The sequence below is a fragment of the Streptomyces sp. NPDC002845 genome (assembly GCF_053591955.1).
In genome coordinates this window covers 43,166-68,913 of record NZ_JBSFUU010000013.1, presented here as the reverse complement: position 1 = coordinate 68,913, position 25,748 = coordinate 43,166, and the positions used below count along the sequence as shown (strand labels likewise).

Annotated in this window: 21 protein-coding genes and 1 pseudogene; 7 read left to right on the top strand and 15 right to left on the bottom strand. The window is 66.9% G+C overall.

Annotated features, from left to right (window positions below; genetic code table 11):
* Positions 1-52: 52 nt before the first annotated feature.
* The 5 genes and pseudogenes from ACWD3C_RS12075 to ACWD3C_RS12055 form a co-directional block, all read right to left on the bottom strand.
* Positions 53-814: a class I SAM-dependent methyltransferase gene (locus ACWD3C_RS12075; protein ID WP_451142937.1), complete on the bottom strand. Its 762-nt coding sequence runs from the start codon at positions 812-814 to the stop codon at positions 53-55.
* A 149-nt stretch (positions 815-963) separates the two neighbouring features.
* Positions 964-1,044 (bottom strand): annotated as a pseudogene (locus ACWD3C_RS12070) (glutathione peroxidase); the annotation flags it as partial.
* Between the two features lie 77 nt (positions 1,045-1,121).
* Positions 1,122-2,000 (bottom strand): MerR family transcriptional regulator, encoded by an 879-nt coding sequence (locus ACWD3C_RS12065; RefSeq protein ID WP_451142769.1) that lies wholly within the window; start codon positions 1,998-2,000, stop codon positions 1,122-1,124.
* A gap of 63 nt (positions 2,001-2,063) precedes the next feature.
* Positions 2,064-2,585 carry a glutathione peroxidase gene (locus ACWD3C_RS12060; protein ID WP_451142767.1) on the bottom strand — a complete coding sequence of 174 codons (522 nt, stop codon included), beginning with the start codon at positions 2,583-2,585 and terminating at the stop codon, positions 2,064-2,066.
* An 18-nt stretch (positions 2,586-2,603) separates the two neighbouring features.
* Complete coding sequence (locus ACWD3C_RS12055) at positions 2,604-3,599, bottom strand: helix-turn-helix domain-containing protein (RefSeq protein WP_451142765.1); 996 nt, start codon at positions 3,597-3,599, stop codon at positions 2,604-2,606.
* A gap of 89 nt (positions 3,600-3,688) precedes the next feature.
* Between ACWD3C_RS12055 and ACWD3C_RS12050 the strand changes: the two genes are divergently transcribed.
* From ACWD3C_RS12050 to ACWD3C_RS12040, 3 genes are all read left to right on the top strand, one after another.
* Positions 3,689-4,879 (top strand): MFS transporter, encoded by a 1,191-nt coding sequence (locus ACWD3C_RS12050; RefSeq protein ID WP_451142763.1) that lies wholly within the window; start codon positions 3,689-3,691, stop codon positions 4,877-4,879.
* Between the two features lie 145 nt (positions 4,880-5,024).
* Positions 5,025-6,674, top strand: a complete 1,650-nt coding sequence (locus ACWD3C_RS12045; protein ID WP_451142762.1) for a cellulase family glycosylhydrolase — start codon at positions 5,025-5,027, stop codon at positions 6,672-6,674.
* 197 nt (positions 6,675-6,871) lie between these two features.
* On the top strand, positions 6,872-7,978 hold the full coding sequence (locus ACWD3C_RS12040) for an NAD(P)/FAD-dependent oxidoreductase (protein WP_451142760.1): 1,107 nt from the start codon (positions 6,872-6,874) through the stop codon (positions 7,976-7,978).
* Positions 7,979-8,232: 254 nt separating this feature from the next.
* Here ACWD3C_RS12040 and ACWD3C_RS12035 read toward each other — a convergent pair whose 3' ends face one another.
* Together ACWD3C_RS12035 and ACWD3C_RS12030 are read right to left on the bottom strand one after the other, a co-directional pair.
* Positions 8,233-10,077, bottom strand: a complete 1,845-nt coding sequence (locus ACWD3C_RS12035) for an endo alpha-1,4 polygalactosaminidase (protein ID WP_451142758.1) — start codon at positions 10,075-10,077, stop codon at positions 8,233-8,235.
* Between the two features lie 522 nt (positions 10,078-10,599).
* The gene (locus tag ACWD3C_RS12030) at positions 10,600-10,788 is read right to left on the bottom strand and encodes a hypothetical protein (RefSeq protein ID WP_451142756.1); all 189 of its coding nucleotides are present in this window, start codon (positions 10,786-10,788) and stop codon (positions 10,600-10,602) included.
* Positions 10,789-10,869: 81 nt separating this feature from the next.
* Between ACWD3C_RS12030 and ACWD3C_RS12025 the strand changes: the two genes are divergently transcribed.
* On the top strand, positions 10,870-12,084 hold the full coding sequence (locus ACWD3C_RS12025; RefSeq protein ID WP_451142755.1) for an alpha/beta fold hydrolase: 1,215 nt from the start codon (positions 10,870-10,872) through the stop codon (positions 12,082-12,084).
* 780 nt (positions 12,085-12,864) lie between these two features.
* Here ACWD3C_RS12025 and ACWD3C_RS12020 read toward each other — a convergent pair.
* Positions 12,865-13,329, bottom strand: coding sequence for a hypothetical protein (locus ACWD3C_RS12020; protein ID WP_451142753.1), 465 nt, complete (start codon positions 13,327-13,329; stop codon positions 12,865-12,867).
* Positions 13,330-14,526: 1,197 nt separating this feature from the next.
* Positions 14,527-15,759, bottom strand: coding sequence for an alpha/beta fold hydrolase (locus ACWD3C_RS12015; RefSeq protein ID WP_451142751.1), 1,233 nt, complete (start codon positions 15,757-15,759; stop codon positions 14,527-14,529).
* A 730-nt stretch (positions 15,760-16,489) separates the two neighbouring features.
* Between ACWD3C_RS12015 and ACWD3C_RS12010 the strand changes: the two genes are divergently transcribed.
* Together ACWD3C_RS12010 and ACWD3C_RS12005 are read left to right on the top strand one after the other, a co-directional pair.
* Entirely contained in the window at positions 16,490-16,945 is a 456-nt protein-coding gene (locus tag ACWD3C_RS12010; RefSeq protein ID WP_451142749.1) for a hypothetical protein, read from the top strand.
* 132 nt (positions 16,946-17,077) lie between these two features.
* Complete coding sequence (locus ACWD3C_RS12005) at positions 17,078-17,446, top strand: hypothetical protein (RefSeq protein WP_451142747.1); 369 nt, start codon at positions 17,078-17,080, stop codon at positions 17,444-17,446.
* A 41-nt stretch (positions 17,447-17,487) separates the two neighbouring features.
* On the opposite strand, the gene ACWD3C_RS12000 is transcribed toward ACWD3C_RS12005, so the two are convergent.
* The 3 genes from ACWD3C_RS12000 to ACWD3C_RS11990 form a co-directional block, all read right to left on the bottom strand.
* On the bottom strand, positions 17,488-18,522 hold the full coding sequence (locus ACWD3C_RS12000; RefSeq protein ID WP_451142745.1) for a UvrD-helicase domain-containing protein: 1,035 nt from the start codon (positions 18,520-18,522) through the stop codon (positions 17,488-17,490).
* Entirely contained in the window at positions 18,509-20,110 is a 1,602-nt protein-coding gene (locus tag ACWD3C_RS11995) for an ATP-dependent nuclease (protein WP_451142743.1), read from the bottom strand. The genes ACWD3C_RS12000 and ACWD3C_RS11995 overlap by 14 nt, the downstream gene beginning before the upstream one ends.
* Before the next feature lie 243 nt (positions 20,111-20,353).
* Positions 20,354-21,481, bottom strand: a complete 1,128-nt coding sequence (locus ACWD3C_RS11990) for a hypothetical protein (protein WP_451142741.1) — start codon at positions 21,479-21,481, stop codon at positions 20,354-20,356.
* 334 nt (positions 21,482-21,815) lie between these two features.
* On the opposite strand from ACWD3C_RS11990, the gene ACWD3C_RS11985 reads away from it, so the two are divergent.
* On the top strand, positions 21,816-22,034 hold the full coding sequence (locus tag ACWD3C_RS11985) for a helix-turn-helix domain-containing protein (RefSeq protein WP_451142739.1): 219 nt from the start codon (positions 21,816-21,818) through the stop codon (positions 22,032-22,034).
* 257 nt (positions 22,035-22,291) lie between these two features.
* On the opposite strand, the gene ACWD3C_RS11980 is transcribed toward ACWD3C_RS11985, so the two are convergent.
* Genes ACWD3C_RS11980 through ACWD3C_RS11970 form a run of 3 tightly spaced genes read right to left on the bottom strand, consistent with a single transcriptional unit; the run spans position 22,292 to position 25,601 of the window.
* The gene (locus ACWD3C_RS11980) at positions 22,292-22,660 is read right to left on the bottom strand and encodes a hypothetical protein (protein WP_451142737.1); all 369 of its coding nucleotides are present in this window, start codon (positions 22,658-22,660) and stop codon (positions 22,292-22,294) included.
* Positions 22,661-22,680: 20 nt separating this feature from the next.
* A complete protein-coding gene (locus ACWD3C_RS11975; RefSeq protein ID WP_451142735.1) occupies positions 22,681-24,867 on the bottom strand; it encodes a CHAT domain-containing protein in 2,187 nt (728 codons plus the stop codon).
* Positions 24,864-25,601, bottom strand: a complete 738-nt coding sequence (locus ACWD3C_RS11970) for a hypothetical protein (RefSeq protein WP_451142734.1) — start codon at positions 25,599-25,601, stop codon at positions 24,864-24,866. Before ACWD3C_RS11970 ends, ACWD3C_RS11975 begins: the two co-directional genes overlap by 4 nt.
* Positions 25,602-25,748: the final 147 nt, after the last annotated feature.

Below are 25,748 nucleotides of genomic sequence, written 5' to 3'. Positions count from 1 at the left end.
CGAAGCCCCGGAGTCCCGGAGCTGCGGCTGAGGGGGAGATGCCCGGCGCGCGTCAGCTGTCGGGTCGGCTGTCGGGCCGGTGTCCGATCGCGAGCAAGTGGGAGCCGGCGGCCAGCAGTTCAGGGTAGGGCTCGGCCAACCGCGCCGCGGTGAGAGCCGACTCGGACATCGGTGACCCGATCAGCGACTCGCCGGTGTGCCGCTCCGTCGCCGTCGGCAGAGACCAGGCCGGGCCCTCGACCCGGAAGACCTCGGCGTCGGCGAATCCGGCCGAGCGCACCTCGGCGAGCAGTCGCTCGCCACTGTGGAAGTACGCCGTCGTGAACGCCTTCTTCCCGTCGTGGACCTGCGTCGCGAGGATGCTGCCGATACTCTCCCGCACCCCGTCTTTGTGGAGGTGCTCGAACGCCGTGTGCTCGAAGAGCGAGGCGTAACGGTTGATGCCCGCGACCCCCATCAGGCCGCCCGGCTTGACGACCCGGCGGGCTTCGGCGAGCGCCTGGTCGCGATCGGCGCGTTCGGTGAGATGGTAGAGCGGGCCGAGGAGGAGTACGACGTCGTAGGCGGCGTCTGCGGCGGTGAGCCGGCGCGCGTCCCCCAACTCCACGGTGGCGCCGGTCTGTTCGGCCTGCTTGAGGTGGCGGGGGATCGGGTCGACGAGATGCACGGCGTACCCGTCCTCGACCAGCCATCGCGCGTGGACGCCGGGCTCACCGCCGACATCGAGCACGCGGGCCGGTGCCGGTGGCAGGTAGCGGCGCAGCAGCTCCCGCGTGCGCACCAACTCCAGGTGCCCGTCGGCCGAGCGGGTCAGCCGGCGGCAGCACGCTCGCCGCTTCCGCTTGCGGTGATCGTTCTCTGTCTGACCGGTGGACCGCCCCGTCCGTCCGCCGTTCCCCCACGGCGGGCGGACGGGGCGCAAGGCGCCCCGGTTCACGCCGAAAGGCGACCCCGACCCCGGCCTCAGCCGAGCGCCTTCTCCACCGCCCCCACAACCTCCGCCGACTCCGGCTCGGTCTGCGGCGAGAAGCGGGCGAGCACCGAAAGGGATGGGACGGGCAGGGGCGGCGGGGGCGAAAACACCCTCCACCCGCACCCCCGTCCACCGACCGCCCCTCAACTCACCTCACCGGAAACGCCACATCACACACCGGATCCCCCGGCCCCGCCGCGTCCCAGTCCGCGAAGTACACCTCCCGGCACGGACCCGCCTGCCACAGCCCCTGCTTCGGGATCCACGCCTCCACCGCCTCGAAGGCGGCCAGAATCTGCGGATGGGCCACTTGGGCCTTGGTGATCCGGGTGTAGGCGAGCCGGTGGGCCGGCTCCACGCGTACTTTCGTCTCCCACGTACGGTCGTGCTGGTCGGCCCATGCCCGGGCCGCCGCCTCGTCGGCCACCGGCACACAGGACTCGGCCGGTCCGTCGCTCTCCATCGACACGTCGGAGTGGTACACGACGAACGGCGCCGCCGTGCTGCCGCCGCACTCCCTCGCCGCCGACTCCAGTCGGCCCAGCGACGCGCCGATCCACGCCGACAGCTCGCCCGCCAGCACATGCCGGGTCTCGGTGATCAGCACCTGCTCGGGCACGTCCACCGTCTCGACCACGAACTTCTCGTACATCTCGGAGCTCCTCCCCGACAGTCGTCCACGGAGGTACTCGGCGAGCGTCCGCTGCCCCGCGAACCGCGCCTCCACGTCCGCCCAGTACGCGTCGAGCCGGCCGGCCGCCGTTGTCCCGTCCGGGGCCTCGACGACCTCCGCGATCCGTGCGAGCGGCATGTCCAGCTGGCGCAGGAGCGCCACCAGGCGGGCGCGTTCGATCTGGGCGACACGGTAGTAGCGGTAGCCACTGACCTCGTCGACATGGGCCGGGGCCAGCAGTCCGAGGCGGTCGTACAGCCGCAGGGCCTTGGCCGACAGCCGGGCCCGTGCGGCGAACGCGCCGATGGTGAGCAACTCCTCGTCCCGAACGTCCACCACGTCATCCTCCGTCACCGGGCGGCTCTTCCGCCCGGTGAGAAGGACGCTCGGCCCTGCCCCAGGGGTAAGGTCAACCGGCTAGGCGAGCGCGCTCTCGACGGCCGCCACGACCTCCGCCGCCTCCGGCTCGGTCTGCGGCGAGAAGCGGGCGACGACCCTGCCGTCCCGGCCGATCAGGAACTTCTCGAAGTTCCAGCGGATGTCCCCGGTGTGCCCCTCGCCGTCCGCGTGCCGCACGAGCCGCTCGTACAGCGGATGCCTGCCGTCCCCGTTCACCTCGACCTTCTCGGTCATGGGGAAGGTCACCCCGTACGTGGCCGAACAGAACTCGGCGATCTCCTCCGCACTCCCCGGCTCCTGCCCGAGGAACTGGTTGCAGGGCACCCCGAGCACGGTGAACCCCTTCTCGGCGTACCGCTCCTGCAGTCGTTCCAGCCCCGCGTACTGCGGAGTCAGCCCGCACTTGGACGCCACGTTGACGACGAGCACGGCCTTGCCCGCGTACTGCGAGAGGTCCGCGGCACCGCCCTGCAGCGAACCGATTTCCACATCGAGGACAGAAGTCCCACTGTTGTCAGGAGTCGCGTTGTCAGTAGTCATGAGCGGATGCTAACTCCGTTACGTGGCGGACCCGTGGCCCCGTCCCTCCTGGGCCGTGACGAGTACCTCACCCGCGGGCGTCCGGAAGTACAGCACCGACCTCCCCACCCGCCTCCGCCGCACCAGACGGGCATCCAGCAGCACCTTCAGATGCCGCCCCACCGACCCCAGCCCCTGCCCGGTCAGGGCCACCAACTGGGTCGTACTCATGGGGGAGTCGAGGAGTGCGAGCACACGGGCGCGCGTGTGCCCCAGCAGGGCACCGAGCGCGGCGGGTACGGGGAGACCTCCACCCCGCCCCTCGGCCAGCACCCCCGCGCACGGGTACACGACCGCGTACCGCCCGCCCCCCTCCTCCCACGCCACCCACCCGTGCCGCTGCGGAGTCACGGGCACGAAGAGCAACTCCGCCCCGGAGATCTCCCGCGGCGGATACTCGTGCAGGTTCACCTGCAGCCGGCTCTCCCCGAGCCACCGCATCCCCGGCCGCAGGGCATCCAGCACCGCCGTCCACCCGCCCTGCCCCAACTGCGCGACCCGGGCGAGCACATCGGCCTCCAGGACGCGCTTCCGCCGCTCCCAGTAGGGCCGTACGGTCTCCTCCCACACGAACTCCAGCAGATCCGCCGCGAGTTGGGGAAGGTCGTCCCGGTGCAGGGTGTCGGGCAACGGACCGCGGAGTGAGACCGTGAGGTGGTCCCTGGCGGCCGCGGGGCCGGCGCCGCGCACCCGGGCGAGCTCGTCCGCGAAGGACTCGCCCTCGCGCGGGGTGGGCGTCAGGAAGTCGGCGATCCAGTCCCGCCCCAGACCTGAGCGGATGAGGACGGCGGTGACGGGGTGCCGCGCCAACTCGGCGCGGTACGTGGGCAGATGGGCTGCCAGCCAGTCCCGCTCACCGGGATGCGAGCCCGCCCCCGCGTGCAGCACCTTCAGGCTCGCGAACGTCTCGGCCATCGGCGAGACGACGAACCGGCTCCCGGCGAGCGTGTCGGCGTTGACCTGCCACCAGCCCATGGCAACCCACGTCTCCTCTGGCGCCCTCATCCTTTCGCGTACCGGCGAAACAGTAACGACGAGCCGGGGAACCGCGTGATCGTCCCTCCATGCGCGGCTACCAAGACCTCTTCCGCACAAGGGAGTTCACCCCCCTCTTCGCGACCTCCGCCCTCCACGTGGCGGCGTCGACGGTGAGCGGCCTGGCGCTCGGCACGCTGGTGTACGAGGCGACACGGTCCCCTCTGCTGTCGGCGCTGAGCATGTTCGGCCCGTCCCTGGCCCAGGTGGTGGGCGCGACGACGCTGCTCTCGGCGGCCGACCGGCTCCGCCCGAGAACGACGCTGGCGGGGATGTCGCTGGCCTTCGCGACGGGTACGGCGGTGCTGGCGATCCCGGCCCTTCCCCTCGGGGCGGTCTTCTCCCTGATCCTGCTCCAGGGCCTGATCGCGTCGCTCGGCGGGGGAGTCCGCTGGGGCCTGCTGAACGAGATCCTCCCGGAGGACGGCTATCTGCCGGGCCGCTCGGTCTTCAACATCATGCACGGGCTCGTACAGATCACGGGCTACGCGACCGGCGGCGTCCTCGTGGCCACCCTCTCCCCGCGCCTCACCCTCCTCACGGCGGCGGCACTGCACCTGGCGGCCGCACTCGTCACCCGCCTGGGCCTGACCCGCCGCGCCCCACGGGCCACCGGCCGCCCCTCGATCCCGGAGACCTGGCGCACCAACGCCCACCTCTGGTCGTACGCCCCACGCCGCCGCCTCTACCTCGGCCTGTGGCTCCCCAACGGCCTGATCGTCGGCTGCGAGTCCCTGTTCGTCTCGTACGCCCCCGACCACGCGGGCACTCTCTTCGCCGCGGCGGCCCTCGGCATGCTGGCCGGCGATGTGACCGTGGGCCGCCTCCTCCCGCCCCGCATACGCCGCCGCCTCGCCACGCCCCTGCTTCTGCTCCTGGCCACGCCGTACCTGGTCTTCGCCCTGCACCCCGGAGTCCCACTGGCCGCCGCCTGCGCTGCCCTCGCCTCCATCGGCTTCGGCGCCGGCCTGATCCAGCAGGAACGTCTCCTCTCCCTCACCCCGCCCCACCTCACCGGCCACGCCCTCGGCCTCCACTCCGCCGGCATGCTCACCCTCCAGGGCCTGAGCGCGGCCCTGGCCGGCACGGTGGCCCAACTGACCTCGCCGGGCGGGGCGATGGCGGTGATGGCGGGGGTGTCGGTCGGGGTGACGGTGGCGTTGTGGTTCCGGGGGCGTCGCGGCACACCGAACGTGCGCGACGCCTTGACGTGTTCCTGACCCGGTGAGTTTATGGGAGCGCTCCCACATTTCTGCTGATGCTCAAGTTTCTTGGCGCTCACTTTCAGGAGTCGCAGTGAGATCAACAAGAAGCACGACTGGAAGCACAACAAGAAGTACGACTGGAAGCACAACACGAAGCACCATGCGAAAGAGCCCCGTCGCCGTCCTGCTGACCGCACTGGCCACCTTCTTGGGGCTGGTTGTTCTCGGCGCAGCCGGCCCGACCCCCGCCCACGCGCAGTCACCCGCCGTCCAGGCCACCGGCATCCACATCAACGACGGCCGCCTGCTCGAAGGCAACGGCAACGACTTCGTCATGCGCGGCGTGAACCACGCCCACACCTGGTACCCGGGGCAGACGCAGTCGCTGGCGGACATCAAGGCGTTGGGCGCCAACAGCGTCCGCGTAGTCCTCTCCAACGGCCACCGCTGGACCGAGAACAGCGCTCAGGACGTGGCCGCCGTCATCGCGAGCTGCAAGGCCAACCGCCTCATCTGCGTACTGGAGGTGCACGACACCACCGGCTACGGCGAGGACGCCGCGGCGGGCACGCTCGACCAGGCGGCCGACTACTGGATCGGCCTGCAGAGCGTGCTCACCGGCGAAGAGAACTACGTCGTCATCAACATCGGCAACGAGCCCTGGGGCAACACCGATCCCGCGGGCTGGACCGCGCCCACGATCGCCGCGATCCAGAAGCTGCGGGCCGCCGGGTTCGAGCACACGATCATGGTGGACGCGCCCAACTGGGGCCAGGACTGGGAAGGCGTCATGCGTGCCAACGCCCAGACCGTGTACGACGCCGACATCACCGGCAACCTGACCTTCTCGATCCACATGTACAGCGTCTTCGACACGGCCCAGGAGATCACGGACTACCTGAACGCCTTCGTCGACGCCGGACTGCCCATCCTCATAGGCGAGTTCGGCGGCCCGCCCGACCAGTGGGGCGACCCGGACGAGGACACGATGCTGGCCGCCGCCGAGCAGCTCGACCTCGGTTACCTGGCCTGGTCCTGGAGCGGCAACACCGACCCGATCCTCGACCTGGCGATCGACTTCGACCCGAACCGGCTCAGTCCCTGGGGCCAGCGGATCTTCAACGGCGTCAACGGCATAGCCCAGACGTCCAAGGAGGCCACCATCTTCGGCGGCGGCACCCCGGGCGACACCCAGGCCCCGACCGCCCCCGGCACCCCGACCGCCTCCGCCGTGACTGCCACCTCGGTCAGCCTGACCTGGCCCGCGGCCACTGACAACGTTGGCGTAACGGGCTACGACGTAGTCCGGATCGCCTCCGGCTCAGGCTCCGAAACGACGGTCGCCGCCTCCACCACCAACGCCGCGACCGTGTCCGGCCTGACCGCCGACACGGCGTACACCTTCGCCGTCTACGCCCGGGACGCGGCCGGCAACCGCTCGCCCCGCTCGGCAACGGTGGACGTCACCACGGACGGCACCACCCCGGGCACGGGCTGCTCCGTCGCCTACCGGGTCGTGAACGAGTGGCAGGGCGGCTTCCAGGGCGAGATCACCATCCGCAACACCGGCACGGCGACGCTCAACGGCTGGGCCCTGTCCTTCGCCTTCGCCGACGGCCAGACCATCACCAACATGTGGGGCGGAACCCCCATCCAGACCGGCGGCACGGTGTCCGTCACCCCCGCCTCCTACACGTCCACCATCCCCGCCGCCGGCTCGGTCGCCGTCGGCTTCACCGGGACCAAGGGCGCCACCAACACGGCCCCGACCACGTTCACCCTCAGCGGCACGACGTGCGCCACGGCCTGACCTGACCGACCCGCGCTCACCGGCCGACGGGGCTCTCGCCCCCGTCGGCCGGGGCGGCATCGGCACTGTCACTTCACAGAACGCACACAAAGTCCCAGCATGACTTGATGTTTCAAGCGTTACGCTCGCCGCCAGTCGAGTGGCCAATGGCGGCCCCCACCGCGGCCCTCGCTCCCCCACAGGCACAGGAGCTCGGTGTGCGTGACAGCGACGTAGTGGTAATAGGCGGCGGCTATGCGGGCGTCCGTCTGGCGAAACGGTTGGACGAGACGGCACGGGTCACGCTGGTGGACCGCAAGGAGGTTTTCTTCCACCGCATCGTCTCCCTGCGCGCCGGCGTACGCCCGGAGTGGACGGTGACGCCCTTCATCCCGTACGACCGGCTGCTGCGCAACGGCCGCGTGGCCCTGGGCAAGGTGGTCCGCGTCGACACCGCCGAGCGGCAGGTGGTGCTCGCCACAGGTGAGCGGCTGCCGTACGACGTGGTGGTGATCGCCACCGGGGCCGACTACCCCGAACCGGCCCGCTTCACCGGTACGACCACCGAGGAGGCGGTCAAGTCGTTCGCCGCGCACCAGCAGAACATCGCCTCCGCCGACCGTATCCTCGTCGTCGGCGGTGGCCCCTCGGGCATCGAGCTCAGCGCCGAGATCCGCCTGGCCCGCCCGGACGCCCGGGTCACACTCGCCCACGCCGGTCCGGCGCTGCTCCACTCCACCGGCAGCGCGCGGGCCGGGCGCAAGGCCCGCCACTGGCTGGAGTCCCACGACGTGGAGGTGCGGCTCGACGCCTTCATGTCCCCGGGCAACGACTTCGGCACCTATCGCGACACCCACGGCAACGTCATCGATGCCGACGCCTCCTTCTGGGCGACCGGTACCACCCCCAACACGCTCTGGCTGCGCCTGGCCGGACACGGCGACTGGCTGAACGGGGCCGGGCACGTGAAGGTCGACCGGGCGCTCCGCGTCGAGGGACATCTGGATGTGTTCGCGGTCGGCGACGTGAACGACGCCACCGAGCTCAAGATCACTCCCGCCGCGCTCGCCCAGGCGGACCTCGCCGCCTGGAACATCCGCGCCTACCTGCACAGTTCCGGCAGGCACCGCAAGGAGCCCCGCTTCTACCGGCCGACCCACCGCACCCCGCTCATCGTGCCCTTCGGCCCGGCCGACGGCGTGACCATGCTGCCCGTACCGGGCGGCGAGACCGCGGTCCTCGGCGGCCGCACCACCACCCTGGCCAAGGCGAAGACCCTCATGACCCCGTACATGAGGCGCCAGCTCGGCTACACGGCGGCCTGAGACACCGGCACGCGGGGTCCGGCCACGTAGAACACCGGGCTTCAGCCGCCGGTCGCACGGTCGGTGCGCAGCGCACGGGCGTCGTACACGTCGAGCACGACCTCGCCGCGCAACTTCTGGCCGCGTGGCCCTCCTGGCCGAGGCGTAACACATGGCGGCGATACGGCGCCGAAGTGCGGACCCAGTCCCGTGCCCGGCGGGCCGCGGGGCGGGCTGGTCCCGCGAACCTGTACCGCCGTTCAGCGGGTTTGGCGTCAGCAGGCCTGGCGGAGGTAGCCGCTCGTGCCCTTGGGCACGACGTTCTCGTCGCGGCGGATGATGCTCAGTGTGCTGCTCCAGCCGGAGCACGCTTCCGACATGCCCGTCTCCGTGAACTCGACCACGAGCACGTTGTTGTCGAACGCCTCGGCGAACTCGCCGCACTCGTTCCACCTGCCGCACTCCTCCACCACGGCGAAGTCCAGGCCCACGGACGCACGGTCGGGCGCGAGCTCCACGGTGTTCTTCTGGGCGACGGCCAGGCCCTTCTCGTGGGCGTGCGCCGACAGCAGCTTCATGAACGCCTTGGCCTGGTCGGCCGTGAGGTATCTCGGGAAGCGGGTGAAGGTGTCGTAGTTGTCGGGCTCGGCGGCCTTGTACCCCTTGGCCGCGCACTCGTCGATCCAGGTGTTCACCTTGGCGGCGATACGTTTCCGCTTGGCGTCCGTGCGGATGTCCAGGACCGCCTCGCCCCAGTTCTTGGCGTAGACGACATCCCCGTCGGCGTCGCGCAGCAGCAGGTCGGAGTCCCAGTCGCCCTCCGCGTCCTCCTGTGCCTGGAAGGCGTTGAGATTGCAGATGTTGTACGCACCTGGCGCGGGCGCGTCCTCGTAGCTGCGACTGACCACCTGCACACCGGTCGGCGGGGTGTACGCGCCGCCGATCTGGTAGTCCCACCGCACGTGCTTCGGCGGTGGCGTCACCGTGGGTTCGCCGGCGGGGGCCGCGGACACGGGCGCGGTGGGCGACTGGGAAGTGTTGTTCTGATCCGATCCGATTTTCACTGCCGTGATGCTCAGCCCGGCGACGACCAGGGCTGCGGCGAGGCCGACGAGGACGCGCCGCCGTCGACGTCCGTGACCGGTCCGGGTGCTGTCCGTTCCCCCCTTCCCCGCGGGGGTGGCCCGGCCTCGTGGAACGGGGCGACTATGGGAAACCTGGCTGCCGGTCTCCGCCGAGTCGGCCACTCCCGGCGCGACCGGCGCGACCGGCGCGACCGGCGCGACCGGCGCCACCGGCGCCACCGGCGCGGCGGAATCCGGCAGCGTAAGGAACAGACGGTGCAGCTCGGCCAGTTCGGGCCGGGCGGCCGGATCCTTGGCAAGACAGCGTTCGGCGATGCTCCGGAGCGGTTCGGCGACTCCGTCCAGGGCCGGAGCCTCGTACATCACCTGATAGCCCGTCAGGTAAGGGCTGGCGCCGTCGAACGGACGGGTACCGGTGGCCGAATACACCAGCAACGACCCCAGCGAGAAGACGTCCGAGGCCGCGGTGACATCCCGCGGCGCGGCGAACTGCTCCGGAGACATGAACGGCGGGGTGCCGATCAACCGCCCGGTCACGGTGAGGGCCTCGTTGTCGACGGCGTGCGAGACGCCGAAGTCGATGACGCGGGGTCCGTCCTCGGCCATCAGGACGTTGCTCGGCTTCAGATCACGGTGCACCACGCCGGCCTGGTGGATGTCCCGCAGCGCCTCGACAAGGCCCAGCGCGAGCGTGCGCAACTCGCGTCCGCGCAACGGGCCGTCCTTGGCCACGATGTCCGACAGCGTGCGGCCCGGCACATACAGCGTCGCCATCCACGGCTGTTCGGCGTCCGGATCGGCATCCACCACCGGGGCCGTGAACGCCCCGCTCACCCGGCGGACCGCCGCGACCTCCTGCCTGAAGCGCGTCCGGAACTCCTCGTCCTGCGCGTACTGCGCGTGCACGACCTTGACCGCGACCTGCCGTCCCGAGTCCGAGCGGCCCAGATAGACGACGCCCATGCCACCACTGCCGAGCCGACCGACCAGCGTATAGCCGCCTATGGACTCCAGATCGCCGGGGCTCAGCGACATCACCGGTCACCTTTCCCATGTGCCGTGCTTCGAAAAGCTGTTCAGGGGGATCAGACTAGTACTGAGGGTTTTCTCAGTGAGTTGACCTTCACGAGTCGCGCAGATCTTCCCTTGCAGGCCTCACCACAAGGTCCTGTCCACTCAGCCTGAGGCTTCACGTTGGCCGGCCATCCTGCCGTGCTCGATGTCCCGCGCCATGTCGTGGATCACCTGTTGTGCCTGCCGACAGCCCACCGGCGCCGGATCGGTACCCCACCGGTACCCCACCGGCACCCCGAAGGGCTCCCGCGCGCTGGGCCCGTTCCGCCAGGCCGGGCTGATCCTGCGTCGCCGGTTCCGCGAGCGCGGCTGCGTGCACTGCGTAGTCCGCGACGCCGACATCTCCCGGGCCACCGGCTACCCACGGGAGGAGATGAGCCACGTGATTCTCGACGACATGCTGATCAGCGCTGTGGGCCCGTGCTGTGCTGCGGGCACGTGCGCCGGGTGCCGCTCTCACGCTGAGGTGTTGGATACGCCAGGTCAGGTCTCGTGCGGGTGGCCGGCGCCGTCCAGGGCGCGTTGCCCGGCAGCCTGCCGGAGGAGCAGCTCGGGGTTGTGGCCGGTCGCTGTGGCTGCGGCTTCGGCTTCGGCGAGGGTGGCGGCGAGGATCGCGGCGTCGAGAAGCATCGCCAGGGCAGTGCCGTCCTTGGGGGCGGGCTCGCGGAGCATCAGGCGTACGCGCCGCGCAGGGCGCGGGCGTCGTGCTGGGCAACTCCCGCAGGGCCGAAAAAACGATATACAGTCATTGTTGTGGACGGCGCGGTTTACCACCTCGGGCAGTACGAGTTGGACACAGATCGCCGTCGGCTCAGCCACGACGGACAGCAGGTTCACATCGAACCTCAAGCCGTGGATCTGCTCTGCCACCTCATCGTGCACCGCGACCGCGTCGTGCCCAAGGAGGAGCTTCTCGACACGGTGGGGCGCGGACGCACGGTCAGCGAGGCCGAACTCGCCGCCTGGTTGCGCACCGCCCGCCTCGCGATCGGTGACAGCGGCACGCGACAGCAGTTCATTCGCACTGTGCGTGGGCGCGGCTATCAGTTCGTCGCGGGCGCGACAGTGGCCTCCACCACTCCGCCCGCCACGCCCACCGCCCGCGCCACTGCGGCAGCGGCAGACGCGGACCACGAGGTCATCCGGTTCTGCCGGTCCGCCGACGGCACCCGCATCGCCTACGCCATCACCGCCGACGGCCCGCCCCTGGTGAAGACCGCCAACTGGCTGACCCACCTCGACCTCGATCGGACCACCCCGATGTTTGCACACTGGTTCGACGGCCTCACCCGCAACCGGCAGCTCATCCGCTACGACGAGCGGGGCTGCGGCCTCTCCGAATGGACAGTGCCCAGCTTCACCCTCGACGACCTGGTCGACGACCTCGACTCCGTGGTCGACGCCGTCGGCCTCGACCGCTTCCCACTGCTCGGGGTGTCACAGGGCGGCGCGGTGGCGGTCGCCTACGCCGCGCGTCGCCCCGAGCGGGTCAGCCGGCTGGTCCTCACCGCGGCCTACGCCCGGGGACAGCAGATCCGCGCCGGCAACGACGCCGAGCGCTATGCCGCTCAGGTCGACCTGAACATCGCCCGCGCCGGATGGCGCTCCCAGGACAGCAGTTTCCTGCGCTTCTTCGCCTCCCAGTTCCTCGCCGACGCCACACCCGCGGAATGGGACGCGTTCGCCGCCTACTCACGGCAGACGACCTCGCCCGCCAACGGTCTTCGCTTCCTGGAAGAATTCGCCCGCATCGACGTCTCCGACATCGCCCACCAGGTGACCTGTCCCACGCTGATCATCCACTCCCGCGACGACGCGCGAGTCCCCGTCTCACAGGCCCTGGAACTGGCCGCTCTCATCCCGGACAGTCGGCTGATCCTCCTCGAAAGCCGCAACCACCTGTTCACCGCCGCCGACCCCGCCTGGCCCACCTTCCTCTCCCACCTCGACAACTTCCTCGCCGAGTAGCCGGGCAGGCAGGACGCGTCCGACGACGCGAGGCTGCGCACCGATCTCCGAACCGGCTTCGAGGCCACCCGCCAACAGCCGATCCCCGCCCCGGGAGGTCGTCTTCGACCTCGTACGTCGTGGCGCCCGGTCGTAGCGGGGACTCGTGCGGGTTCCGGGCCGCGCTCCCGCCGATGCCCGGGCGTGGTACGCCGACGCCGCCCAGGAAGTGGAGTTCGAGCCCCGCCCGACGGGACGGCGACGCAGTGGAGCGGCGAACCGATGCCTGGCGTTTCCCCGTTCGGTGCTGTCAGTGGGCTCGGAGACATCAGCGGGACGACCCTCTCGATCCGGGTGACTCGATCCGGGCGACCGGCTGGGCCCGGCGCTTCCCCGAGACCGCGGGACCCGGCCTGTCACCGCCGGCAGGCCGGCCACGGGCGGTCATACGCCAACCACCTGCGGCTGCCGAGGGCATCACTCTTGCGCGTCCTGGAGATCGCGCGCTGACGGATTGCGCGAAGGGCTGCCCGGCCTGCGGTCGGACAGCCCTTCGCGCAAGACCTGCGTGAACGGTTCGGGAAGAACGCCGGAGCGCGCGTGACGCGATCAACGTTCGCGATCAACGTTCGCGGTCACAGTTTGACGGAGCTCGGTCCGACTAAGCGGGCCAGGCGAAGTCCGGTGCGGTTCGGCAGCGCCCCAAAGGGGCGCGGGGCTGTGTACATCTGCGGCTCCGCCGCGGGGCGCGACCAGCCACGACGGACCCGCAGATGTGGCACCGGACTTCCAGCGGAGCGCTTAGCCGATGACGATGTCGCAGTCGGCCGTCCCGCGGGCGACGATGGTGGCGAAGTCCGCCTGGATGAAGGGGTCGTATGCTTCCGCGGTGAGGGTGCGGGTCTTCTTGCGGGGCACCCACTTCTTCCCGGTCTTGTGCGTGACGGTCGACGCGTCCCACGACAGGTCGCAGGTCCAGCGGACGTTGCGGCCCGCGGGGCGCGGGTTGGTCGCGTCCGCGTCGATCTTCCAGTTGCCGTCCGCCTTCACGGTGAACGTGATATCGCCGCGCACGCGCTTGCTTCTGTCGCTCGTCTTGAACGCGACCGACTGGCCGTCCGACGCGACGTGCTTGGTGGTGGCGTTGGCATGTGCGGGAACCGTTCCCAGCAGCAGGGAGCCCAGCCCGGCTCCCGTGGCGATCAGCAGCGCCAGGCCACGCCGAGTCCGGATCGGGCCGGATGCCCTGGTGTTGTCGAGTCGCATGGTGTGTCCTTCTCTCATCGGTGTCTTGCGTCTGAAATGAACGCCGGGCCGGGGCCGATGTCCGGTATGGATGCTCCTTGGCCCGGCACCGATCAAGCATCGGGCCCTCCACCAGGTGAAAGCTTGGTGGAGGTCTGAGGTTTTCCTGAGGGGGAGTTGAGGGCGCCGCCCCCAGTCGACAGCCGGGTCGGCCAAGCGGTTCCCGTCCACGGCTTTGGAGTTGTCACCCCTGGTCGGCTCCGGCCGGTCGCCGTGGTGGTCGCGGCCGTCGGAGCCGGTGGGTGTTCAGGCCCGGCCTGATGCTGCGGGCTGCCGTTGGTGAATGAACCGGGCCACGCCGGCGGTCGTACGGCTGCGCACGTCGATGCCGGTGCACGCCCACACACCGTCGCCTGCCGGCGTACACGTGAACGTCGCCGACATCGCCTCCCGTTCACCACGGCCGCACGCCTCAGGTGTTGACCACTCCCGGGCTCGACCTCGTGATCGCTTCATGGTGGCTTTCGGGCTCGCCATGGGTCGGCTTCCGGCTGCCCACAGTTCCTGGCCGGGTTCGAGCCAGAAGGATGAGAGATGAGGGAGCGTAACGGCACCACCGCCACAGTCATCGGAGCGGGCTCGGCGGGTCTGGTGACCGCAGGGGTCCTGAGTGACCACGTCGATCGGGTGGAGCTACTGGAACGGGACCGACCGCCTGCCGCAGGACGCGGTCACGCGCAGGGGATGTCGTCGGCGGCCCTGCAGGCCCGGGCCCTGGGCCGGGCCGTTGAACGCCACGGCCCCGCCTCCCTGGCGCCGGCGCGTGACTTCGACCGGCGGGCCGCGAAGATGGTCGACGTGCCGTGGAAGACCGCGGCCGGGGCCGACTTCGCCGACCCGCGCACCAGCGGGCCCACTCCCCCCCCCGGCACCGACCTCGTCAACCGCTACCTCGACAAGGTGTTCCAGGGCCTGTCACACCTCCGTCCCGGTGGCCCGCCCGACGCTGCGGGTGCAGAACCTGCTGGCTCGACGCGAGTCACTGATGACCCCGGTCATGGCCGTCCGACTCCTGCTGGCCGCCCGCCGCTCCCGGGCGGGAGCCGAAACGCCCGCCGGCCCCACGGCCCACAGACGGCCGGCTGCCTGACCCAGACCCAGGCCCAGACCCAGGCCCAGGCCCAGGCCCAGCAGTCCATCGGCGGCCGGCCGCTGAGGTCACTCGGCCAGGAAAGCGTCGATGTGGGACAGGAACTCGTCCCAGGCCGGTTCGAACGCGGTGAGCAGGTGATTACGGCTCTTGAGCAGGACCAGTCGGCTGTCGGGAATGAGAGACGCCAGCTCATTGGCCTGCGAGGCCGGCACCCGCTCGTCGTCGCGCGAGTGGATGATCAGCGTTGGACAGTCCACGCGGTGGGCGATGTCGGACACGTCGATCCGGGCGAACTCCTCCAGGAAACGGGCCCCGTTGGCCGGCGAGGTCGTCTGCCGTTGGAAAGCGGTGAACCCGTCCCAGTCCTCCGGCGTGCCCTCGGGCAGGAACTGGGTGGCGAAGACCCGCAGGAATCTGGGGTCCTGGTGGGTCCACCCCACCCGGGCCAGATCCAGGTCGAGGGCCGCATCGTCGCCCTCGGCCTCGTTCCGCGCCCGGATCTGCCGTCCTCGGGCGTAGGCTCCGGCGAGGATCAGCCGACTGACCCGCTCGGGATGGCGCACGGCATAGGCCACCGCCACCGCACCGCCCTGCGACACCCCGAGTAGCGGGAAGCGGTCGAGCCCCACGGCTTCGACCACGGTCTCGAGGTCGTCGACCCAGTCATCGAACGTGAAGCTGGGCACCGCCCAGTCCGACAGGCCGCACCCCCGCTCGTCGTAGCGGATCAGTTGGCGCTTGCGGGCCAGGCCGCCCAGCCAGTGCGACCACACCGGAGTCGTCCACTCGAGGTCGAGGTGGGTCATCCAGTTGGCCGCCTTGAGTAAAGGCGGGCCCGAGCCGACGGTGGCATAGGCGATGCGGGCACCGTCGTCGGCCCGACAGAACCGGATCGTCTGACGGTCGGCGCCGCTCGGTCCGTCGGCTGTTGCCGACTCAACGCCGGGCCCTCGATCGGAGCCGGCGGACCGGCCGCCTCCGATGACCGTCGCCGGAGCCACGAACTGGTATCCCCGCCGGTGCACGGTGCGGATCAGTTGCTGCCGGCTGCCGGTGTCACCCACGGCCAGGCGCGCGGTCCGCAGCGCCGTGGTGAGGGCGGCCTCGCTGACAAAGCGGTCACCCCACACCTCGTCGAGCAGCTCGTTCTTCGCCACCACCCGGTCACGGCGCTCAACCAGGTGGCGCAGCAGGTCCAGGGCCCGGGGCTCGACGTGGACCGGTTCGCCGGCCCGGCGGAGCTGGTGCCGGGCAGTGTCCAGCTCGTACTCGCCGAAGCGATACGTGTCCCCCTCCACGTTCGCAGCGTACAACCCTCATCCACCGGCGTACACAGAGACGATCCACGTGTACGCCGACACGCGGCCGGCAGGCGCCGCCCAACTCCGCAGCGCCTCACGAACCGCTGCTCGGCACTGACGAGCAGAAGAGACCGGCGCCAGTGCCTGAGGCGCCACGTCCCGAAAAGAGCGGCGGCCAGAAGGCCGTTTACGCGGCCGGAACCGACCTGAAGGACACCCAGGAGACGCTCGGGTACTCCTCGATCACCTTCACGGCCGAGACGCCGCGTACGGCCCGGCGGAACTCCTCGCGGCGTGGTCCTCCTGAGCGCGCCGGGATGCATGTTGGTGCCGGGGCGTACGGCCTGCCGACCGAACTCGGGTCGGCCGGGCCTCTGGCTCCGATACTCGATCCTGCCTGGCGAAGTCAGCCTGGACGCGACGGAGGAGCAGAGGTGCACCAGGATGTCAGTCGCCTGCGCGGGGCGCCCGGCCGTCGAGCGGCGCACGATGTTCGGCACGGCACGGACCGCTGGCGTACCCGGGCCGAGCCGCCCTCGACCAGGTCCACCGCGACCTCGGCACCGTGCCGACACCCTCGACGAGGACGTCCTTCCGCTCACGCAAACGGTCCCGGACGAGAAGTCCGAGGCCGAATGGAACGCCTCCTTGGGGAGGACACCCCAGGTCAGCGGCGTAACGCGTTGTGCGCCTTGCGGACTCCCTTTCGAACCCTGGAGCACCCCTGTTGAGGCTGCTCAAGGCACTGGAGGGTGCCGACACTGAACCGAAGTGCCAGCCGGAACTCGGCCAGGACAACTCAGCGGTCGCAACAGAAGTCCACGAGAACCGCATCCTGTCGCAGGTCGAGGTTGCTGAGCTGGTGGATGCGTACCGGCGGGGTGCGAGCATGTTGGAGTTGTCCCGCCGCTACGGCGTACACCGTTCCACCGTCGATGGGCACTTGAAGCGGGCGGGAATCGTGAAGCGGGCACAGACGAAGATTGACACCAGACCGCGTAGCCAGAGCGACGGAACTCTACGAGCAGGGCTGGAGCACGCAGCAAATCGGGCACGAACTCCACGTCAGCGCCAGCACGGTATGCAAAGCGCTCAAGCGGGCGGGCGTAAAGATGCGACCGCCTGTGGCGTGATGAAACTGCCGGGACGGCTCAATCCAGTGCACGGCCACGGCTCAGAGTAGTTCCCAGTCAAAAGCGCCCTGCTCTCATCAAGGGATGGAGAGTGGGGCGCTTCCCTATACATTGAATTACTCCACCACCTGCGCTATAAATAAAGTCATTACCAATTACCGCACGACAGGGAGGGATTCAAAATGGGCGAACAACAACCAGGCATGCCACCGCAAGTACCTGGAGGAGAGGAAGAGCGCAAGCCAGTGGTCTTTGCGGTGCGTATTGACCCGGCCTTACGGGAGCAGGTTGAGGGACTCCGAGGGATCACAGATCAGTCGGTCAACGAGGTTGGTGTAGAGGCGCTCACAACCTGGGTCGACAAAAAGCTTGCCGATGAAGAGGTACGCGAAAAGGCTATGGCAGGCATCGAGGAAGAGGAGCGCAGGCTCCAGGAGCGACGAGCGGCCATTCAAGGGATACTCGGAGCTACGGCTAGCAAGCCAGAAGAGAAGCCGGAGGCTGGAGGCGCCGACCGGGGTGGCAGACGCAGTAAGTCAGCAGAGGGATAGAGGATCTTTGCCTCGGCTATGGATTTTGGACCAAGTAGCGCTCACGGAATCACAAACGTAGCGCTGTACTTCGCTCGCGTCACCGCTACATAGAGCTTCGCCCTGTCACCCGCCTGGCTGGAATCCCGAGTGTGGAAGTACTTGATCATTGGCTGCGTCGGGAAGATGAGCACCCGGTCGAAGGTGCTACCCTTCGAGGCACCCATATTCATTGCGTCGAGGCCGCTAGTGTCGGCCCGCTTATCCCAACGCAGCAAGACCGGCGAGTACTTCTCGACGTACTCAAGCAACTCCGACTTCTTGATGTCGAAGATGCCGTCATGTCCCGTGGTCTCGGTATTCTTCGAGGTCGTACGGGCAAGCTCCGGGTACAGGGCATCAGCGAAGTCGCATATGTCCTGACTGCACCGGTAACTTTCGACACGGTTCTCGACGACGCACAGTTCGCTACGCTCGCCGAGCCAGTCGACGATGCCGCTCCCTTTATACTTCTTGTTCTTGTTGGCGTTGTTCGTTGCAAAGGTGGCCTGTCGAGGGTCACCAACCACCGTCACGGCAATGGGCGACCTCATCAGGAGCTCAAGGAGCTCCAGGTCGTAGCCCGCCATGTCCTGGACCTCGTCAACGTAGATGTGGTCGTACATGTCCGCGAGTCGGTTCACGACCAGACCCCTGCTCAACGTGTTGGCTTCGTGGGCGAAGGCGGATACGCCATCGCGATACACGGCGTCGCCGGAGTCGAGGTAATAGCGCTTGGCGTTGCTCTTCGGGATGTACCGGGGACGTTGCCCTAGGAAGTTGAGCCCCTCCATCACGCCGGTCTCACCGAGGACGAAGCTCTGGTACGGGCGGGCACACTCGTTCAGCAGGAACGTGAACCACCCCATGACCTTGACGTGGCTCGGGAGCATCCCGGTGCCTGCGCTCAACCGGTTCACGAGCTGGTGCAGGTTCTCGTTGGTGTAGGTCGTTACCAGCATGCGCTTCGTCGGGTCAGCGAGAACGCAATCGATGATGTGCTGGGTCTTGCGCGAGCCGGCCGCCGCTATGACGGCGAGGTTATTAGGCGACTGCATCCCTGATGTACTCCGGCATGTTGATGGTCTGATCACTCTCGAAGATAGTCAGCGCGCAGGTCGTCTTGTGAGACTTCATGTACGCCAACAGGTCGTCCTCGGACGTGAAGCTCTGCCCGAGCACGGCATTCATTGTCGCCAGGTCGTTCGCCTTAAACAGCTGCGGTTCCAGCGTCTTGTAATCCTTGTTCTGGCCGACGTGCACGGAGATATTCAGGAACGCAACGTAGGTGGCGTACCTCTGCATCACCTCGCTCGCGTCCTTGCCGTCGTTGTCTGTGAGGACGGCGACGCGGTTTTGTGTCAGCAAGGAAGCGATGTCGAGGAACCGCTTGAATGAGAGCCCACGAACGTTGATAACGTCGATTCCATCTTCAGCGGGAAGCCTGCCGTCGTGCACGTCCATGTAGGCCCGCTGGACGACCAGTTCATCCGATGGCCCCTCGACGAGGAGCGACCGCTTCGCGAGCACCAGGCGCAGCGTGTCGTACCCGGACAGCTTCCTGAAGTAGTGCTGTGTGTCAGCCGGAAGGCTGTCGAGCCTGAACCCCTCTGTCGGGGACAGCAGGACGAGCTTTTCGAGGCCGAGCTTGTTCAGCACGTAGGAGCTGTGGGTCGTGATGAAGACCTGCTTCTCCTTGCACTTCTCACCGATCTTGTTCACCAACTTACCCAGGTTGGGGAACGACAGGTGGTTCTCCGGCTCCTCAACGAGGACGATGTGCGCTTCCTCCACCTTCCTATTGAGAGCCAGCAGGATCTTCAGCGTGCTCTGCTCCCCCTTGCCGACGTACTGGAAGGGGAGGTCGTCAAGATGGGGGACGATGCTGCTTTCCCAACTCGACTTCTGGGACACGTCGATGCTCAGGGTCAGCTCGCGGTCGCTCACGTCGCTCGGGGCGCCGCGCAGCGCTTCGTTGATCTTCACGATCGCGTCGTCTTCCGCGAAGTTCTCGCGGAGACTGCGGTACGCCCGTGCCAACTTGACGCGCTCGTCCGCCTTGAGGTGCGAGTTGATCAGGTTGTTCAGGTAGTAGTCGACGCCGCTCTGTAGGTGGATGTTGGCAGCATCGATGAGCGACGCCGTAGCCGGGATGCTGAAGAACGTGATCCCGTTCCCCGAGAAACCCAGCCAATCAACCTTGTAGTACTCCGTCGGCACGAGCCGGACCTTGCTCGGGTTCTTGATGAACTCCTTGTACTCGGGTTCGTAGTCAGGGTTGAGCGCGACACGGATGCGTACGCCAGGCTCATCGACCTTCAGGAGATTGTTGGTACCCCTCAGCGCGGCGGGTCCCGTTTTCGGGTCGAGGAAGAGGTCGATGATGATCTCCGGCGGCTTCGCCTCTCGGCCCTCTCGCAGTGCGGAGATGTACTCGCTCACCGCGTCCCTGTGGAACAGATACGGCGACAAGTCTTGGGCCAGAGGACGCCCTCGGACCTTGCTGGTCAGGGCGAGGCCGATCGCCTCCAGGATCGTGGACTTCCCTGCGTCGTTGTCGCCGACCAGGATGTTCATCCTTGCGTCGAACTCAAGCTTGAAGTCACGAAACGTTCGGTAGTTCTGAATGATGATCTTGGTGAGCACATCGCCTCCTCGCTGCTCTTACACTTTGATGATCTTGATCCACAACCGGCGGGTGCCCACCTCGATGAAGGATTGCCGGGGATGCTGTAGCCATCTCCGTCACAACGTGAATGTCCTGACACATCGGCAACTTCAGCCGAACGGGCCACACACAGTAGCGGATGTGGACATGATTGATTGACGCTGCATTACATGACCACGTCAGACGATCTTCCGATAATGACCTCACGCGACCGATCTCGATCACTTCTTGCGCCCACGCAGCGCAGTCCCCTCCTGTATCTCCCGCTCCAGCACCCACACGAACGCCACGCCGCCCTTGGGGAACGTCCAGCCCTCGTACGCGACTTCAACGCTCGGTGAGGGGTCCGATGCTGACAGGTGGGTGTGCCGCGGCTGGCGTGGACCGGAGAGGTAGTCCAGGACGTTCATGTAGCGGATACCGCAATCGCCGTACCAAAGCTCAGCCCGGAAGTCCTTAGTCGGTTGGGCAAGGTCGAGGTGTAGGACGTGCCCGTGCTGCTGAACCAACACGCGGTAGGTGTACGAGACGATGACCTCTTCGTCGGTCTTCACGTCGCTGCCGAGGTTGCAGGTGAAGACCTGGCCCTCCTTGCGGACGCTGCGCCGGATCCTCTGCGGCTTGCCGTTGACGGTCAGCTCTACGAGCTCGAAGACGTCGGGCGACGTGGCGTCGAGGTCGTCGACGGGCGGGAAGTACCACTCTGCTGCGGAAGTTGGGTCGGCCAGCAGCTCTCGGTACGCGTCCAGGTCGGAGACGCAGGAGAAGCGGAGTATGGGGCTCGACGGTACGAAGCGGTACTCCCAACGGATGGTTGCGACGAACATCGCGCCTCGGCCTTCCGCCGGCCCCTTGGCCCAGGGTGTGAGCGCTACGGCAACGTGGGCATCCTCCCAGCGTTGCCGGGCTCCGATGATCTGCTCCCGGAGGTCTTGGTACGCGTCGGCAGCAAGTTCCTTGTCACCGAGCCGGATGGACAGGCAGTTCTCGACGATGCGGTCGAGGGTCTGCTTGGAGGCGACGTTGGTCAGGGAGTCGGGCGCGAAAGCGAAGCCGTCGACCACAGCGTCCCGGATGGCGGGAGCCTCTTCGGACAGGACCTTGCGGAGGCGCTGGTTGGCACGGACCTCGGCATCGGCCTGGTCGATGTACTCGAAGAAGATGGCGATGAGGCCGGTCGTGAAGAGGGCCGAACCGACTTCCATCACGGGGATGTTGTCCAGCCAGGTGCCGGCGGCGTTGCCGCTCGCCCAGTGGGCGAGGAGCATCAGCGCGATACCAACCACCGTGACGAGGGTCGCGTGGAGTGCGAGTTTGGTCTGGTAGAGGCGCTCTAACGGACTTGCCATATACAAGATCAATTGTAACAAACGTGCAGCTCAGGGCAATGCTGGGCATGCGAAAACCCCGAGCCGCGTGAGTGCGACTCGGGGTCTTCGGAACTCGAAGCGCGGATGCCTAGCGGCCCGTGCCGCCGCTACCGCCGCTGCCGTTGACGAACAGCATGACCCTCACCTCCTCCGCGTCTCGGGGCTGCTTGAGAGGCAGCATAGGACACATAGTCATGGGATATAGAGGGTTGGGATACATCGTCTCTGGATCTTAAGGCTTGGGACTTATGTAGTTGGGCTTGTCATGGCAAAACAGCCCATCTCAGACGCCGCCCAGACCTTTGGGGCCCGGGTGCGAGCCCGCAGGAACGAACTCGGCAAGAGCCAGGAGCGCCTTGCCGACGACAGCGGCATGCACTGGACGTTCATCGGGCAGGTCGAGCGGGGGCAGCGCAACGTGAGCCTGCACAACATCCTGAAGTTGGCCGAGGCGTTGGGTGTGGATGCGGCGGAGCTGGTGCGAGGGTTGAGGGCACCCACGGAAGCTGCCGCCGCGAACGAGCGAGGCTGACCACTTACCGACAGAGCCATTCAGTCAAACCTCGGACTCGCCCTCGCCCTCAAAGCAGGGTTCACTCTGCGGGTGCTGCGACCTGCGCGGATGGGAAGCCGTCGGCCACACGTTCATACACCATGCGGCAATCGCCCCCTCGTCCTGCCCGACGGCCCGCATCGCACGCACCTGCCTGGACAGGCCCGGCCGGTCCAGGAGACTCCAACTTCCCAACGTCGTACGTGACCGCCGAACCGCTCCTCTGTGTGACCCCGTCAGGGCGAACCACCAAGATCGACCTGATGTCGTTTCAGGTTCGTCTGCACGTTTCCGTCGGGGTCTAGGGTTTCCTCAGTCCAGATGATGGTTATCACCCTGACGTCGTGATCCCTGTACTTGCGGCGGCGGAAGTAGTTCATGATCTGATCGGCGGCAACCTCAACCGTGACCCCGACCGGTATCGTCAGCAGAAGCTGCACCAACTGGACCCCATCTATTGATCCCCGCGGAGCCGTCGGGCCGCCCAAGCCGACGCCGTTGTCAGAAATCGGTATCTCGTCTGAATTGGTCGCGCTGACGTCGTCCTTGATGGCGGAGATGAGCGAATTAGCGTCGGTGGTTTCTACGTCCAATATGTAGTCCATCGGTCTTCTCCAACCGTTGTCTAGTCAGGTGATGGGCGCCTTGTGGTTGCCCCCGGGTCACCAACTACGAACCAGGGGGACCACCAACTAGGATGTGCCGGTTGCGGGAGGCGGCAGTCATCTATGAGGGACTTTGCGTCTTCGACGCGTATCCTCCGGCGCATGGTCTGCTGTGCCCAGGTCACCGCCGCGCCGACCGTAAGCGGCCTATCGGGCGCTTGCCACGGGCGATCTGGGCTTCTACCGTTCAAAGCTGATACGAACAAATCGGCGAAGAGTACCCCAGCCGGGTCCGGAACAGGTGCCATGCTGACAACGGCAGCCTGCGCGCCGGTTACTACGATGAGCTGACGGACGACTCCGAGGAACTCATTGTTTTCCTCCTGAGAAAAGTCTCCTGCGCTGCATCCGGTCAGCAGCAGAATGTCGGCGCTAAACGAGCGTACGGGGGTGCTAAGTAGGTCGGTAGGCCGCGTCCAAGAACCGTTGCGGGACAGCAGCAGTCCATTCGGTTCAGCGTGGCACGCAAGGTGGAGCAAGCCGGCGCTGCACCCGTGCACCAAGAACCTGTCGCAGTCCGTAGACAGTAGGCAACTTGAAGAGGTATCTGCGAAGTGATCCCGCCAGGTCTTCCCCACCTCTTGATCCACGAAGAGAAGAGGGCCGTCGGCGTAGTCCCCTCCATCGCAAGCCACGCCCAGGTAGGCGGCGTCATGTTCAGCTCTCGGACGGCGGGCACGAAGGTGATGCAGAACGCCCGCTGCAGGAATGACTGCAATTGTGTAAGATTCGCCGAGAGTGAGTTCGGGATTGGCCGGATTCGGCAGTTGTGGCCAAGGGACGCCGAGGAGAAGCGAGTCAGGCGAAATAATCAGCGTGTCGACATCCGCTGGAACCTGTCCTATCAGTTGACTGACTTCTGGAGCGTCGTCGAGGGGAAGCACTTTACCGTTGCGAGCAGCAGCAACGGCGGCTGTGGCAAATCCCGAGGTCACGCCCACGACAATATCGGCAGTCACATTGGAGTGGGTCACGACGGAACGCAGGGGCGCGCCGTCGTGCCATCGGTAACTGATATACGCCTCGCCCGGCTTCAAGCAGAGCTGCAGACTCTCGGGAGCCACCGGCGAAGTGCTAAGTAGTTCAGTCCTCTCAGGAGTATCGTGGGAGATTCCCCGGAACCGTCGAGCCACCTTTCGGTCGACATTCTCTAGTTCTTTTTCGAGTCGTCGGAGTTCCGTCCTGGCCTGAGCCTCATCTTCGGCCGTGAGAAGTCTAGCGGCAAGCTTTCCCTTGATCATATGTGCGAGGTCGGTCTGTTCCTGCTCCAGGGCTTTTCTCCGCGTCATCAGTTCCGATAGGGTGTTGTCATCGGCGACCAGGCGGCTCCAGGTATCGCCCTGGATGTGTTGGTCTTGGAACGAGCGCGCTTTGGGAGCCTCATTGAGTAGCCAGATGAGTTCGCGCCACGCAGGATGGTGACTCATGAAGACGGCTGTTTCTCTGACCTTGCTGGTCAGAACACGAGCCCCGTTGGCGACAATGGTCTGGTCGTTAATTTCCCGGTCTTTGGGCATCCGCAGACTCGGCCGGGCTTGCTCATAAGCATGCAAGGCCTGGACCGCGGCGGCGAGCCATTCCTCGCCATCGACCTGCGTCAGCCTGACGGCAGTCATCATTTCGGCACCTGCGGCATCTACAGGACGATCCGCACGGGTGAAGGCAGTTGCTGCACGCTGGAAAGCCGGGATGCTCCGTGGATCTGGCAGATCACCGGGCATGTCCGCCTGCAGAGTCCCTCCGGCCAGGCATTCAGCTACTCCCACCCCCCACCAATCACCGGCAGCACCAAAGCACTCTGCGGCTGTGCGGCAGGTGGAATAGCACTTTTCGCGGTACTCTCGGGGCGGAAATAGATAGTTGTACTCAGATGCAGCCCGATACCAGCATCGTCCCGCTTCGGCCATACTCCCGACCGAGCCGAACAGTTCAGCAGCACGTTCGTACTCTACTGCGCGTTCCTTACGTAGTTCATTCAACGACGATATGTCCCCGAAATTCTTGATGCGTTCAGCGGTCTTCCGGTTCCGGCGCAGGTTCTGCGCCCTCTGGTAGCGGCATTCTGCTTCCATACGGGCGTTTCCCGTAACGGCGTATTGCTCTGCCAACTGAAGGAGCAGGTCCGCGCCCGTCCGTTCCTCAGTCACAGTGTCGCTCCCAAGCCAATCACTGCTTGTCGCTCAAGATCTTCAGCACCGGACAGACCATGCGTGATGGCCTGTACCCGCTTGTATTCCTCGGCTGCCGAACCCATTTGCTTAATTATCCGAAGATTGTGTGCGTACGCCAGCCGGAAGGTCGCCTCGGTGTAGGGGTTACCCAGCCGACCAGCAACATCCGCGGCCTGTCGTGATGGTTCAAGAGATCTCACCGGGTCTCCTACCGCCAACATTGACTGTGCCAGGTAGCGGAATGCCACCAGCCGGGACGTGAGCAGCTCCGGGCTGTCTGTTTTCTCGGTCCACGCGATAATCTTGCTGGCCAGATCAGTGTCGGACCACTGGTTCAAATCGGCCAAGGCCTCGAGCTTGGCTGCCGAAGCTTCCAGCTCTCCGGCTGTGTACCCGCTGCAGGCGAACTGGTTAATAGCGCGATCGAACCACGCGAGACTATCCTGGTGTCGTCCCTCGGTCGTCAGAGCGTGACCACAGCCAAGAAGCGCTTGACCTGCTGGACCCGCGAGCTCATCCTGCTCGAAGAGCTCTACCGCTCGGCGAAGCTGCTCGAACGCCGCACTGCCCTGTTCCATCTGGAATAGGCCTCTGCCAAGCTCGAAACGGGCCGCAGCTTCCTTGCTTCGGTCTCCCGACTGCGCGAATTGCTCCACGACGGTCGCAAGGATGGAAAGTTGTTGATCCGTATACGTACTGCTGCCGCTCATTTGAACCACCTCGGAAGCGGTGATCTCGAATCCAGGGGAGCCGCAGGCAGGAAGCTCGCCCTCTGCGCTCCCTCTCCTTAAGGCTATCCATACCAGCGGAGATGTGCAGCGTGAATCATGCTACCGCTCGGCTGTGCGGTCGTCCTC

Bases quoted from the DNA above. Each gene is read 5' to 3' on its own strand.
- ACWD3C_RS12060 (WP_451142767.1), bottom strand. From the start codon at position 2,585: ATGACTACTGACAACGCGACTCCTGACAACAGTGGGACTTCTGTCCTC.
- ACWD3C_RS12055 (WP_451142765.1), bottom strand. From the start codon at position 3,599: ATGGGCTGGTGGCAGGTCAACGCCGACACGCTCGCCGGGAGCCGGTTC.
- ACWD3C_RS12050 (WP_451142763.1), top strand. From the start codon at position 3,689: ATGCGCGGCTACCAAGACCTCTTCCGCACAAGGGAGTTCACCCCCCTC.
- ACWD3C_RS12045 (WP_451142762.1), top strand. From the start codon at position 5,025: ATGCGAAAGAGCCCCGTCGCCGTCCTGCTGACCGCACTGGCCACCTTC.
- ACWD3C_RS12035 (WP_451142758.1), bottom strand. From the start codon at position 10,077: ATGTCGCTGAGCCCCGGCGATCTGGAGTCCATAGGCGGCTATACGCTG.
- ACWD3C_RS12030 (WP_451142756.1), bottom strand. From the start codon at position 10,788: ATGCTCCGCGAGCCCGCCCCCAAGGACGGCACTGCCCTGGCGATGCTT.
- ACWD3C_RS12020 (WP_451142753.1), bottom strand. From the start codon at position 13,329: ATGCGACTCGACAACACCAGGGCATCCGGCCCGATCCGGACTCGGCGT.
- ACWD3C_RS12005 (WP_451142747.1), top strand. From the start codon at position 17,078: ATGGGCGAACAACAACCAGGCATGCCACCGCAAGTACCTGGAGGAGAG.
- ACWD3C_RS12000 (WP_451142745.1), bottom strand. From the start codon at position 18,522: ATGCAGTCGCCTAATAACCTCGCCGTCATAGCGGCGGCCGGCTCGCGC.
- ACWD3C_RS11990 (WP_451142741.1), bottom strand. From the start codon at position 21,481: ATGGCAAGTCCGTTAGAGCGCCTCTACCAGACCAAACTCGCACTCCAC.
- ACWD3C_RS11980 (WP_451142737.1), bottom strand. From the start codon at position 22,660: ATGGACTACATATTGGACGTAGAAACCACCGACGCTAATTCGCTCATC.
- ACWD3C_RS11970 (WP_451142734.1), bottom strand. From the start codon at position 25,601: ATGAGCGGCAGCAGTACGTATACGGATCAACAACTTTCCATCCTTGCG.